We start from the raw sequence: 13,250 nt of genomic DNA, 5'->3' as shown, positions 1-13,250 counted from the left end.
GACGGCCCCGGGCAGGCGGGACGGCGGGCCCGCGGACCGGTACGGACCGCAAATTCACCCACTCTTCACCCCGGTCCCGCACTCCGTATAACGGACGGCCTCATCCGCCCACCGAACCAAATCCGGCCAACCTCTTGATGCGCTCCTGACAGTCGGCGCTTGCTGCTGCCACTCTTCCCATCGGCCGCCGCACAACTGCTTCACAGCATCCGGGCGTTCCGGCCGCTTCACCTGCTCCATGCGCTCCACCCGCACCGCCTGCACTGCGTTCTGCCCGGACGGCCACCCGCCGCCCGAACCCCACTGGCCGCGCAATCCGCGGCCACGCAGAAGGAGTTCAGCGTTGAGAAGCTCTTCCACCTCCCACAGACGCCGCGCCACCGCGGCAGCCGCCGCCGGCGCCGTCGCCGCGCTGCTCGCCGTCGCCGTCCAGTCCGGACCGGCCTCCGCCGACGCGACCCAGAGCACCGCCTCGGCCGCCGCCGGCATCACGGCGAACGTCGCCCGCGGCGCCGACCCGGGCGCGCTGCCCGTGAAGCTCTCCCCCGCCAAGCGGGCCGAGCTGCTGCGCGAGGCGAACGCCGGCAAGGCCGACACCGCGAAGGACCTGGGCCTCGGCAGCTCCGAGAAGCTCGTCGTGCGCGACGTGCTCCAGGACAAGGACGGCACGACGCACACCCGTTACGAGCGCACCTACGCGGGACTGCCGGTCCTCGGCGGTGACCTCATCGTCGACACCGCCAAGTCCGGTGCCGAGCAGAGCGTGACGAAGGCGTCGAAGGCGCAGCTCAAGGGCGTGGACACGACGGCGGACGTGAAGGCGTCCACCGCCGAGGCGCAGGCCCTCACCCTCGCGAAGGCCGACGGTTCGAAGAAGACCGAGGCCGACAAGGCGCCGCGCAAGGTGGTCTGGCTCGGCCAGGGAGCGAAGAAGGGGCAGCCCACCCTCGCGTACGAGACCGTGGTCGGCGGGCTCCAGGAGGACGGCACCCCGAACGCCCTCCACGTGATCACCGACGCCACCACCGGCAAGAAGCTGCACGAGTGGCAGGCGATCGAGACGGGCACGGGCAACACCCAGTACAGCGGCACCGTCACCCTCGGCACGTCGCAGTCGGGCTCGACGTACACGCTGAACGACAGCGCCCGCGGCGGCCACAAGACGTACAACCTGAACCGCGGCACGTCCGGCACCGGCACCCTCTACTCGGGCAGCGACGACGTGTGGGGCAACGGCGCCGCGTCCAACACCGAGACGGCCGCCGCCGACGCGCACTACGGCGCCGCGCTGACCTGGGACTACTACAAGAACGTCCAGGGCAGGACGGGCATCCGCGGCGACGGCGTCGGCGCGTACAGCCGGGTCCACTACGGCAACGCGTACGTCAACGCGTTCTGGGACGACAGCTGCTTCTGCATGACGTACGGCGACGGCACCAGCAACACCCACCCGCTGACGTCGATCGACGTGGCCGCGCACGAGATGACGCACGGCGTCACCTCCAACACCGCGGGGCTCAACTACAGCGGTGAGTCCGGCGGCCTGAACGAGGCGACCTCCGACATCTTCGCGGCGGCCGTCGAGTTCTACGCCGGCAACTCCTCCGACCTGGGCGACTACCTCGTCGGCGAGAAGATCAACATCAACGGCGACGGCACCCCGCTGCGCTACATGGACAAGCCGAGCAAGGACGGCGCGTCCAAGGACTCCTGGTACTCGGGCATCGGCTCGGTCGACGTGCACTACTCGTCCGGCCCGGCCAACCACTTCTTCTACCTGCTCAGCGAGGGCAGCGGAACGAAGACGATCAACGGGGTCACCTACAACTCGCCGACCTCCGACGGCCTGGCCGTCACCGGCATCGGCCGCGACAAGGCCGCGCTGATCTGGTTCAAGGCGCTGACCACCAAGTTCACCTCGACCACCAACTACGCGGGTGCGCGCACCGGCGCGCTGGCGGCGGCCGGTGAGCTGTACGGGACGACGTCGACCGAGTACAAGGCGGTGCAGGACGCGTTCGCCGCGATCAACGTGGGCGCGCGCTCCGGTGGCGGCGGCAACCCGGGCGGCAAGACGTTCACCAACGACACCGACGTGAACGTCCCGGACTACCCGGGCGCCGCGGTCACCTCGTCCGTGACCGTCTCCGGCATCACGGGCAAGGCGCCGACCAACCTCTCGGTGGGCGTCGACATCGTGCACACCTGGAGCGGTGACCTCCAGGTCGACCTGGTCGGCCCGAGCGGGAAAACGTACCGGCTGCACTCGTCGGTCTACGACCCGACCCCCAACATTCAGGCCACGTACACGGTCAACGCCTCCACGGAGACCGCGAACGGCGTCTGGAAGCTGAAGGTCCAGGACCTCGGAGCGCAGGACACGGGCTACATCAACAGCTTCAAGCTGACGTTCCCGTAAGCACCTCCGCACCAGCTGGGCGCGTCGCACCGGTGGTTCAACTCCCCGGTGCGGCGCGCCCGTTCACGTTGTCCGCTGTCACACGGTGTTCGCAATCCGTACGTCAGTTATCGCTCAACGGACGAATTCCGGCCAACCTGCGATCGCGTACATGACACGTGCAGTACTCAACTGTCAGAGTCATCCCCGCACCACCCGCACGGCAAAGCTCATCCCCCCACTTCACTTGAGGAGCTTTCTTCGTGACCTCGCACATATCCCGTCGCACCACTCTGTCCATCGCCACGGCCGTCGCCGCCGGCGCCCTGATCGCCGGGACGTTCACCGCCACCGGCGCCGCGGCCCAGTCCGTGCCCGGAGCCACCCCACTGGCTCTCAGCGCGAACGCCCGGGCGGACCTGATCAAGGACGCGAGCGCGCAGACCGCCGAGACGGCGAAGGAGCTGAAGCTCGGCTCCAAGGAGAAGCTGGCCGTCCGCGACGTGGTCAAGGACCGCGACGGCACCACGCACACCCGCTACGAGCGCACCTACGACGGCCTCCCGGTCCTCGGCGGCGACCTGGTCGTCCACGAGTCGAAGTCCGGCAAGCGCGAGGGCGTAACGAAGGCCACGTCGAAGTCGATCGCGGTCTCGACCACCGGTGCCTCCCTCACGGCGGCCCCGTCCGGCGCCCGCAAGATCGTCTGGGCGGCGACCGGCACGCCGAGACTCGCGTACGAGAAGGTCGTGAAGTCCACCAAGAAGGACGGCACGCCGAGCCGGCTGCACGTGGTCACGGACGCCGCGTCCGGCAAGAAGATCACCCAGTTCGACGAGATCAAGACCGGCACCGGCGAGTCCGAGTACAGCGGCAGCGTCGAGATCGGCACCACCCAGTCGGGTTCGTCGTACTCCCTGACCGACGGCACCCGCGGCGGCCACTCCACGTACGACCTGAAGAACGGCTCGTCCGGCAAGGGCACGCTGTTCACCGACGCCGACGACAAGTGGGGCGACGGCACGGTCAACGACCCCGCGACCGCCGGAGTCGACGCCGCCTACGGCGCGCAGGAGACCTGGGACTTCTACAAGGAGGTCTTCGGCCGCAGCGGCATCAACGGCGACGGCAAGGGCGCCTACTCCCGCGTCCACTACGGCAACGCGTACGTCAACGCGTTCTGGGACGACAGCTGCTTCTGCATGACGTACGGCGACGGCGAGGGCAACAAGAACCCGCTGACCGCCCTCGACGTGGCCGCGCACGAGATGAGCCACGGCGTCACCGCGGCGACCGCGGGCCTGATCTACTCCGGCGAGTCCGGCGGCCTGAACGAGGCGACGTCCGACATCTTCGGCACCTCGGTGGAGTTCTACGCGAACAACAGCGAGGACGTCGGCGACTACCTCATCGGCGAGAAGATCGACATCAACGGCGACGGCTCCCCGCTGCGCTACATGGACAAGCCCAGCAAGGACGGCGCCTCCCTCGACGCCTGGAAGACCGGCGCCGGCAACGTCGACGTCCACTACTCCTCGGGCATCGCCAACCACTTCTTCTACCTGCTCAGCGAGGGCAGCGGCAAGAAAACGATCAACGGCGTCGACTACGACTCCCCGACCTCCGACGGCTCGACGGTCACCGGCATCGGCCGCGACAAGGCCGAGCAGATCTGGTTCAAGGCGCTGACGACGTACTTCACGTCGAGCACCAACTACGCGGCGGCCCGCACCGGCACGCTGAACGCCGCGAAGGATCTGTACGGCGCGGACTCGGCCGAGTACAAGGCCGTGGACGCGGCCTGGGCGGGCGTGAACGTCAAGTAAGCCTGTTACTGGCGTAGTTGCAGGGGCGGCACCTCAAGGGTGCCGCCCCTCACTCGTGCCCTCAGCGCATCAGCACCCCCGCCCCCTCCCCCAGCGCCTCCGGCGGCACCGTCACCAGGCCCGTCTCCGCCGGGGAGGCGAGGAGGGGGTGGGCCGGGAGGATGCGGACCGTGTAGCCGTAGGGGCCGGTGCGGTCGAGGGAGAGGGGGCCCTCGTAGGACCAGCGGCCGTCGTCGTCCGGGCCCGAGACCGGCTTCAGCGGGGCGGTCGCCGCCTCCGCGATGCTGTCCTCGGCGTCGACGCGGCCCGCGACGACCTGTACCTCGACGTCGTCGGGGCCGAGATCGCCGAGGGCGACGCGGACGTGGAGCGCGAGAGTGGCGCCCAGTTCGGCCGAGGCCGCCGACGCCTCCACATGGTCGACGGCGACGTGCGGCCAGGCGGCGCGGATCCGGGACTTCCAGGCGGCCAGCTCCCGGGCCGCGTCCGGGGTGAGCGCCCGGTCGGCGCGGGCGGCGGGGGCGTACAGCTTCTCGACGTACTCGCGGACCATGCGGCCCGCCAGCACCTTGGGGCCGAGGTGGGTGAGGGTCTGGCGGACCATCTCGATCCAGCGGTCGGGCAGATCCTCGGGGCCGCGCTCGTAGAAGCGGGGGGCGACGCGGCTCTCCAGGAGTTCGTAGAGGGCGTTCGCCTCCAGTTCGTCGCGGCGGTGCTCGTCGGTGGCGGTGCCGTCGGCGGTGGGGATCGCCCAGCCGAAGTCCGGCTCGAACCACTCGTCCCACCAGCCGTCCAGGACCGAGAGGTTGAGGCAGCCGTTGAGCGCCGCCTTCATGCCGGACGTGCCGCACGCCTCCAGGGGACGCAGCGGGTTGTTGAGCCAGATGTCGCAGCCGGGGTAGAGCTTCTGCGCCATCGCCATGCCGTAGTCGGGCAGGAACACGATGCGGTGCCGCACGCGCGGGTCGTCGGTGAACCGGACCAGCTCCTGGACCAGGCGCTTGCCGCCGTCGTCGGCCGGGTGCGCCTTGCCCGCGACGACGATCTGGACCGGGCGCTCCTCGTCGAGGAGCAGCCGCATCAGCCGGTCCGGGTCGCGCAGCATCAGGGTGAGCCGCTTGTACGAGGGGACGCGGCGCGCGAACCCGATGGTGAGGACGTCCGGGTCGAGGACGCCGTCGATCCAGCCGAGTTCGGCCGAACCGGCGCCGCGCTGCCGCCAGGACGCGGCGAGCCGGGTGCGCACCTCGTCCACCAGCTGGCCCCTCAGCGACCTGCGCAGCTCCCAGATGTCGCGGTCCGCGATGTCGCCGACGGCGTCCCAGCGGTCGGAGCCGCCGACGGACAGGGCGTCCTCGGTGCGCCGCTCGCCGATCTGCCGGGCGCCGAGCCGGAAGACCTCGGGGGCGACCCAGGTCGGGGCGTGCACCCCGTTCGTCACCGAGGTGATGGGGACCTCCTCCGGGTCGAAGCCCGGCCAGAGGCCCGAGAACATCTCGCGGCTGACGTGGCCGTGCAGCGTCGAGACGCCGTTCGCGCGCTGGGCGAGCCGCAGGCCCATCACGGCCATGTTGAAGACGTTCGGGTCGCCGCCCGGGTAGGTCTCCATGCCGAGGCCGAGGATGCGTTCCACGTCGAGCGCGGGGAGTTCGGCCCCGTCGCCGAAGTGCCGGGCGACGAGTTCGCGGTCGAAGCGGTCGATGCCGGCCGGGACCGGGGTGTGCGTGGTGAAGACGGTTCCGGCCCGCACCGCCTCGGTCGCCGCGTCGAAGTCGAGCCCCTGCGTGGCGAGTTCGGCGATGCGCTCCATGCCGAGGAAGCCCGCGTGGCCCTCGTTGGTGTGGAAGACCTCGGGCGGCGCGTGCCCGGTGAGCCGGCAGTACGTGCGCACCGCGCGCACCCCGCCGATGCCGAGCAGCATCTCCTGGAGGAGCCGGTGCTCGCTGCCGCCGCCGTAGAGCCGGTCGGTCACCTCGCGTTCGTGGGCGTCGTTCTGCTCGACGTCGGAGTCGAGCAGGAGCAGCGGTACGCGCCCGACCTGGGCCTGCCAGATCCGCGCGAGGAGACTGCGTCCGCCGGGCAGGGCCAGGCTGATGTGCGCGGGGGTGCCGTCGGGCTCGCACAGCAGGGACAGCGGCAGTTCGTTGGGGTCGGCGACCGGATACGTCTCCTGCTGCCAGCCGTCCCGGGACAGTGACTGCCGGAAGTAGCCGTGCCGGTAGAGGAGTCCTACGCCGACGAGCGGGACCCCGAGGTCGCTCGCGGCCTTGAGATGGTCACCGGCGAGGATGCCGAGACCGCCCGAGTACTGCGGCAGCGCGGCGGTGACGCCGAACTCGGGTGAGAAGTAGGCGATGCAGGACGGCAGCCGCTCGGGGCCGCCGCTCCGGCTCTGGTACCAGCGGTCGTCGTGGAGATAGCCGCGCAGATCGTCGGCGACCTCGCTCAGCCGCGCCAGGAAGGCTTCGTCGGTGGCGAGTGCGGCGAGCCGGGAGGGCGGCACGTCACCCAGCAGCCGCATCGGGTCGCCGTCGGACGCGGCCCAGCGCGCCGGATCGACGAGGGAGAACAGATCGCGGGTTCCCGGATGCCAGGACCAGCGCAGGTTGCGGGCCAGCTCATGGAGCGGGGCGAGGGGTTCGGGCAGGACCGGACGTACGGTGAATCGACGGATGGCCTTCACGTGATCACCTCGGTAAGTACGCAGGGACACAGCGGGCCGGGCCGGCACAGCACTGTGCGGCCCGAGCCTCCGAAGGTAGTGCGCATCCCCGCCCGCTAGCCACGGCGCACGGCGGGGCGCCCGGATTCCGCCGTCCCCTAAGCCACGGCCCCGCCGGTGCCGCGGGCCCCGCCGATGTAGTCGGTCAGGCGTGCGTCGTCGTAGACCGAGATGTCGACTCCGGCGCCCTCGGGGATGTCGAAGTCCTTGGTCATGTGGTCGGCGACGGCGGCGGTGGCGGGGGCCGTGTAGGTGCCGAGATCGTGGGTGGTGCGGCCCGAGGTGTACGTGATGTGCACGTAGATGGTGTCGTTGTCGTTCTTGGTGTCGTACACCCAGAGCTTCTCGTCGTTCGGGTGGAATTCGACCTTGCCGACGAACGAACTCCCCTTCTTCAGCGAGAGCTTGACGGCATAACCACCCGGATCGCGCGCGAACGACGTGCTGTCGTAGGGATCGGTCAGCGCACCGCCACTGCACGGGCACGTGCTCGTGTCCCGGTAGACGGCGGTGACCTTGGGGTTGGGGCTGTAGGCCTGCGCCGGGGCGGCGCCGGAGGCCAGCACGCCGGCCGCCGACAGGAGCGCGGCCGCGCCGAGAGAGGCCCGCCGTCGCCGTCCGCCCCCGAACCGCCCCGGGCGTCCGGCGTCGCGTGCGGTCATGTCCGTCCGTACTGGCATCCGTGCACTCATCCCTGCTTCTCCCCCGCTCGGCGTGACGTCACATCACCCTCAACGAGCCGTCGCGGGCGTGGGCACGATGGCGGAGACCGCGGCCCCGGCGGTGTCCGGCATCCCGTCCGGGCGGTGCGTCGGCGGGGGTGGCGGTCAGTCGGCGCGTACGACGACGAAGACGCCGCGCACCCGGTCGCCGTCCGGCGTCTCCCATTCGGCGGTGACCCCGCTCGGGGTGGTGGCGCCGGGCTCCAGTACGCGCACGATCTCGGGCCGGCCGTCGCCGGGGACGGCGTGCACGGTCGGGTCGAGGGCGCCGTCGACGCTCTGCGCGTGCGCGGGCACGTCACCCTCGATCAGCGCGGTCAGCTCCGCGACGAGCAGCGGGTCCCGCGCGCCGTCGTACGCCCAGCGCTCGCCCAGCACCCCGTGCACGAGGGTTCCGATCAGCGCGCCGTCGGCGTCCGGCAGCGGAGCCCCGCGGTAGGTCATCGGCACGTGGTAGGTCACCGGTTCCGGCCCCGAGGTGTCGGTCGCCGCCATGAACTCGATGCCGACCTCCCCGGCCGGGTCGTCGAGCCGGAAGCCGCCGGCCTTGGCGAGCTCAGGGGTGCCCGCGCCCCGGTACCAGGGCTGCTTCGGCAGCCAGTCGGCGAGCAGTTCGAGCTTGGTGGGCGTGAGGGTGGTGCGGTGAATGATGGACATGCCGCCATCCTGCCGCAGACGGTCCGCGCGGCACCGGTCGACCGGTTCTCGCCGCAACCGTCCTGCCCCGTACGTTCCCGCCACGGGCGATATGGCCGATTCCGCCCCCTCGTACAACCTTGTGGCGCTTCACACCACACGAGAGGCTGCCAACTGGCGTGATTGCACGTCGAGTTGAGGAGGGGAACTCGCACATGGCAGTGACCGTGCCAGGGACGCGGAAGCGAAGGCTGCGCGGGACCGGTGGACTCACCGTGCTCGCGGCAGTCGCGGCGCTCTCGGCCATCACCCTGCCCGCCCAGGCCGCCCCCGCGCAGGGACGGATCCAGGGCGCCGGGGAACCCGGCGCCGTGGCGGACAGCTACATCGTGACGCTGAAGGGGGGAATGAGCGCTCCGTCCGTGGCAGGCAAGGGACTTGCTGCGAAATACGGGGTGGAAATACGCCACACCTACAGCACCGCGCTCAACGGGTACGCGGTGCGGGCCGACGCGTCACGGGCGAGGCGGCTGGCGGCCGATCCGGAGGTGGCGTCCGTCGTCCAGGACACCGCGGTCACCTACGACCGCCCCCAGAAGAACCCGCCCTCGTGGGGCCTGGACCGCGTCGACCAGAGTGATCTGCCGCTCGACAAGTCCTACACCTGGCCGAAATCGGCGGGCAAGGGCGTGACCGTGTACGAGATCGACACCGGCATCCGCACGACGCACGAAGACTTCGGCGGACGGGCGAAGTCCGGCTGGGACTTCGTCGAGAACGACGCGGTCGCCCAGGACGAGAACGGGCACGGAACCCATGTGGCCGGAACCATCGCGGGCACCGAGTACGGGGTCGCGAAGAAGGCTAACGTGGTCGCCGTGCGCGTTCTCGACGACGCTGGATCCGGGACGACGACCCAGGTCATCGCCGGTATCGACTGGGTGACCAAGCATGCGAGGAAGCCGGCCGTCGCCAACATGAGTCTGGGTGGCTACGCCAACGCCCAGCTCGACGAGGCGGTCCGCAACTCCATCGCCTCGGGCGTCACGTACACGGTCGCGGCGGGCAACGACGGCCTGCCGGCGAGCCTGTACTCCCCCGCCCGGGTCAAGGAGGCGATCACGGTCGGTGCGACGGATCGGAAAGACGCGCGTGCGAGTTTCTCGAACTGGGGTACTCGAGTAGACCTGTTCGCGCCCGGCGTCGACATCACGTCCGCGTCGTTCGCGAGCGACACAGGGAAAGCCACCTACTCCGGTACGTCCATGGCGTCTCCGCACGCCGCGGGTGCCGCCGCGCTGTATCTCGCCGATCATGCGTGGGCGACCCCCGCGGAGGTCGGCAAGGCGCTCGTCGGGCGGGCCGTGTCGGGCCGGGTGACCGGCGCCGGACCCGGCTCACCGAACAAGCTGTTGCAGGTCAAGACCCCTTAGGCGGAAGGTGAGTTCATGAACCGGTCCCGTCGCCCACGGCGGGACCGGTGTTGTGTGTGCCCTTACGCGCGAGTAGTTAACAAAGCACCGGATTGCCCGCCCATCGGCCGTGGAAGGCTCACCCGGTACCCCGCACGGCCCTCTGACTCGAAGTGCGCCTCCGCAACCCCCGAATCCTCCGCGGACAGGAGCGGTCATGCCCCCAAAGGGCTCGTCCCCCCAGCCGAACCCCGACCAGCCGACGCCTGAACAGCAGGACCTGGCCCGGCGAACACCCGACCAGCAGATACCGGATCAGCCACCGTCCGAACCGCGACAGGCGCCCCAGGAGCAGCCCGCGCGGAAGGCACCGAAGACGCCCGCGAAGAAGGCACTCGGGCGCACCAAGGCACCCGAGAAGAAGCCCCCACAGAAGAAGACCGCGGCGACGAAGGCCCTCGCGAAGAAGGCGACGGCCGCGAAGAAGGCCGTCGCGAAAAAGGTCACCACGAGGACGGTCGCCGCCGAGAAGGCCGTCTCGAAGAAGGCCGTCGCCAGGACATCTGCCGCGGAGAAGGCCGTCGCCAAGACGACCACCGCGAGCAAGACCACGGCGGAGACGACGACCGCCGAATCAGCGACCGCAAGGACGGCTGCCGCGAAGCAGGCCGTCGCAACGAAGGCCGTCACAAAGAAGGCCGTCACAAAGAAGGCCGTCGGGAAGAAAGCTGTGGCCAAGAAGACCACAGCCAAGAAAGCCACCACCAAGAAGGCCACCGCCGAGAAGGCCATCGCGCAGAGCCCCAGCCCGGCAGCGGCCCCCACGCCCGTTCCTTCCTCCCCCGAGCAGCCGGCCCTGGCGGTACTGGCGGCGCTGGTGGACCCCCACCCCGAACAGCCGCCCGCGTCGACGGCCCCGGCCCCGCTCCCCGTCCAGGTCACGACAGGCCGCATCCCCATCCGGGACGTCGGCCCGCTGATCGCCGGAGGCGTCCGGCCCGCCAAGTCCGTGGTGGGAGAAACCTTTCGGGTGACGGCCACCGTGTTCCGGGAGGGGCACGACGCGGTAGCCGCCAATGTCGTGCTGACCGGCCCGGACGGGCAGGAGGGCGACTGGGCGCCGATGCACGAGCTGGCCCCGGGCACCGACCGCTGGGGCGCCGAGGTCACCGCCGACGCGATGGGTTCCTGGACCTTCCGCGTCGAGGCGTGGGGCGACCCCGTGACGACCTGGCGGCACACGGCCCGGATCAAGGTCCCGGCGGGCATCGACACCGAACTCGTACTGGAGGAGGGTGCGTTGCTGCACGAGCGGGCCGCCGCCGGTGTCCCGGAGTCGCGCCGCGCACCCGTGCTGGAGGCCGTCGCCGCGCTGCGCGACACCACCCGCCCGGCCGCGACCCGCCTGGCCGCCGCCCTCACCCCGGACGTGGACGAGGTCCTGGCCCGCCACCCCCTGCGCGAACTGGTCACCCTCAGCGAGGAGTTGCCGCTGCTCGTGGAGCGGGAGCGGGCGCTGTACGGCTCCTGGTACGAGTTCTTCCCGCGCTCGGAGGGCGCGGTCGTCGAACCCGGGAAACCGTCCGTGAGCGGCACCTTCGCCACGGCGGCGGAGCGCCTGCCGGCGATCGCGGAGATGGGCTTCGACGTCGTATATCTGCCGCCGATCCACCCGATCGGCACCACGTTCCGCAAGGGCCCGGACAACTCGCTGTCCCCGGGACCGCACGATGTCGGCGTGCCCTGGGCGATCGGCTCCCCCGAGGGCGGGCACGACGCGATCCACCCGGACCTCGGCACCCTGGACGACTTCGACGCGTTCGTCGCGCGGGCGCGGGAGCTGGACCTGGAGGTGGCGCTCGACTTCGCGCTCCAGTGCTCCCCCGACCATCCCTGGGTGGAGAAGTACCCGGAGTGGTTCCACCACCGGCCCGACGGCACGATCGCGTACGCGGAGAACCCGCCGAAGAAGTACCAGGACATCTACCCGATCGCGTTCGACGCCGATCTGCCCGGCCTGATCGCGGAGACGACCCGTGTGCTGCGGCACTGGATGGCGCACGGAGTCCGCATCTTCCGCGTCGACAACCCGCACACCAAGCCGGTCGCGTTCTGGGAAGCGGTCATCGCGGACATCAACCGCGGCGACCCCGATGTCATCTTTCTGGCGGAGGCGTTCACCCGCCCGGCGATGATGCGCACGCTCGCCGAGATCGGCTTCCAGCAGTCGTACACCTACTTCACCTGGCGGAATTCGAAGCAGGAACTGACGGAGTACATCGAGGAGTTGGCGGGCGAGAAAGCGGCCTGCATGCGGCCGAACTTCTTCACCAACACACCGGACATCCTGCATGAGTTTCTCCAGCACGGCGGCCGTCCCGCCTTCGAACTGCGCGCCGTGCTCGCCGCGACGCTCTCCCCTGCCTGGGGTGTCTACAGCGGATACGAGCTGTGCGAAAACACTCCGCTGCGCCCCGGCAGCGAGGAGTATCTGCACTCCGAGAAGTACGAACTACGGCCGCGGGACTGGGAGTCAGCGGCGCGCGAGGGACGAACGATCGCTCCGCTCCTGACCGCGCTCAACGACATCCGGCGGCGCAGCCCGGCGCTACGGCAACTGCGGGACGTGCACTTCCACCACGCCGACAAGGACGCGGTTCTCGTGTACTCGAAACGCAGTGGCTCGAACACGGTTCTGGTCGTCGTGAACCTCGACCCGCACCACACCCAGGAGGCGACGGTCTCGTTGGACATGCCACACCTGGGGCTCGGCTGGCACGAGTCCCTGGCGGTGCGTGACGAGCTCACCGGCGACAGCTACCACTGGGGCAGGACGAATTACGTGCGCCTCGAGCCGGGCCGTTCGCCCGCGCACATCCTCAGCGTCCTGCGACCGTCCACGCCGCGATGAATTCTCTGGAAGAGAAATTCGGAGGGTCACCCACCCATGATCATGAATGAGCCCGTACCCGACACCTTCGAGGACACTCCCCAGAAGGACCGGGACCCGGATTGGTTCAAGCGTGCCGTCTTCTACGAGGTCCTGGTCCGCTCCTTCCAGGACAGCAACGGTGACGGTGTCGGCGACCTCAAGGGCATCACGGCGAAACTGGACTACCTCCAGTGGCTGGGAGTGGACTGCCTCTGGCTCCCTCCCTTCTTCAAGTCCCCCCTCCGCGACGGCGGTTACGACGTCTCGGACTACACCTCGGTGCTTCCCGAGTTCGGTGATCTGGCGGACTTCGTGGAGTTCGTGGATGCCGCGCATCAGCGCGGTATGCGCGTGATCATCGACTTCGTGATGAACCACACGAGTGATCAGCACGAGTGGTTCCAGCAGTCGCGTTCGGATCCCGACGGCCCCTACGGCGACTACTACGTCTGGGCGGACGACGACAAGCAGTACCAGGACGCGCGGATCATCTTCGTGGACACGGAGGCGTCGAACTGGACCTTCGATCCGGTGCGCAAGCAGTACTTCTGGCACCGGTTCTTCTCCCACCAGCCGGACCTGAACTATGAGAACCCGGCCGT

Annotated in this window: 8 protein-coding genes; 5 read left to right on the top strand and 3 right to left on the bottom strand. The window is 69.9% G+C overall.

Translation table 11 applies throughout. The annotated features are described in order from the left end of the window. The first annotated feature begins 343 nt into the window (after positions 1-343). The gene (locus tag K377_RS33660) at positions 344-2,419 is read left to right on the top strand and encodes a M4 family metallopeptidase (RefSeq protein ID WP_111667412.1); all 2,076 of its coding nucleotides are present in this window, start codon (positions 344-346) and stop codon (positions 2,417-2,419) included. Between the two features lie 242 nt (positions 2,420-2,661). Continuing rightward, positions 2,662-4,224 (top strand): M4 family metallopeptidase, encoded by a 1,563-nt coding sequence (locus K377_RS33655; protein ID WP_111667411.1) that lies wholly within the window; start codon positions 2,662-2,664, stop codon positions 4,222-4,224. Between the two features lie 61 nt (positions 4,225-4,285). Here the strand turns inward: K377_RS33655 and glgP are convergent, their stop codons facing one another. From glgP to K377_RS33640, 3 genes are all read right to left on the bottom strand, one after another. Further along, positions 4,286-6,907 (bottom strand): alpha-glucan family phosphorylase, encoded by a 2,622-nt coding sequence (gene glgP / locus K377_RS33650; RefSeq protein WP_111667410.1) that lies wholly within the window; start codon positions 6,905-6,907, stop codon positions 4,286-4,288. Between the two features lie 137 nt (positions 6,908-7,044). Further along, the gene (locus tag K377_RS33645) at positions 7,045-7,608 is read right to left on the bottom strand and encodes a hypothetical protein (RefSeq protein WP_111667409.1); all 564 of its coding nucleotides are present in this window, start codon (positions 7,606-7,608) and stop codon (positions 7,045-7,047) included. 165 nt (positions 7,609-7,773) lie between these two features. Beyond that, positions 7,774-8,325, bottom strand: coding sequence for a 1,4-alpha-glucan branching protein (locus tag K377_RS33640; RefSeq protein WP_111667408.1), 552 nt, complete (start codon positions 8,323-8,325; stop codon positions 7,774-7,776). 194 nt (positions 8,326-8,519) lie between these two features. On the opposite strand from K377_RS33640, the gene K377_RS33635 reads away from it, so the two are divergent. From K377_RS33635 to K377_RS33625, 3 genes are all read left to right on the top strand, one after another. After that, positions 8,520-9,737, top strand: coding sequence for a S8 family peptidase (locus tag K377_RS33635; RefSeq protein ID WP_111667407.1), 1,218 nt, complete (start codon positions 8,520-8,522; stop codon positions 9,735-9,737). 196 nt (positions 9,738-9,933) lie between these two features. After that, positions 9,934-12,627 carry a maltotransferase domain-containing protein gene (locus K377_RS33630; RefSeq protein WP_111667406.1) on the top strand — a complete coding sequence of 898 codons (2,694 nt, stop codon included), beginning with the start codon at positions 9,934-9,936 and terminating at the stop codon, positions 12,625-12,627. 36 nt (positions 12,628-12,663) lie between these two features. Beyond that, positions 12,664-13,250, top strand: a 587-nt coding sequence (locus tag K377_RS33625) for an alpha-amylase family glycosyl hydrolase (RefSeq protein WP_237551428.1), incomplete at its 3' end; no start/stop codon positions are given.

This window comes from Streptomyces sp. PsTaAH-137, from assembly GCF_003259365.1.
In the GTDB taxonomy this organism is placed as follows: domain Bacteria; phylum Actinomycetota; class Actinomycetes; order Streptomycetales; family Streptomycetaceae; genus Streptomyces.
The sequence above is the reverse complement of the archived record's forward strand: the minus strand, read 5'-3'. Positions and strand labels throughout refer to the sequence as shown.

What these genes read in the sequence shown, in the direction of transcription:
- K377_RS33645 (WP_111667409.1), bottom strand. Translation starts at nt 7,608, where the DNA reads ATGACCGCACGCGACGCCGGACGCCCGGGGCGGTTCGGGGGCGGACGG.
- K377_RS33640 (WP_111667408.1), bottom strand. Translation starts at nt 8,325, where the DNA reads ATGTCCATCATTCACCGCACCACCCTCACGCCCACCAAGCTCGAACTG.
- K377_RS33635 (WP_111667407.1), top strand. Translation starts at nt 8,520, where the DNA reads ATGGCAGTGACCGTGCCAGGGACGCGGAAGCGAAGGCTGCGCGGGACC.
- K377_RS33630 (WP_111667406.1), top strand. Translation starts at nt 9,934, where the DNA reads ATGCCCCCAAAGGGCTCGTCCCCCCAGCCGAACCCCGACCAGCCGACG.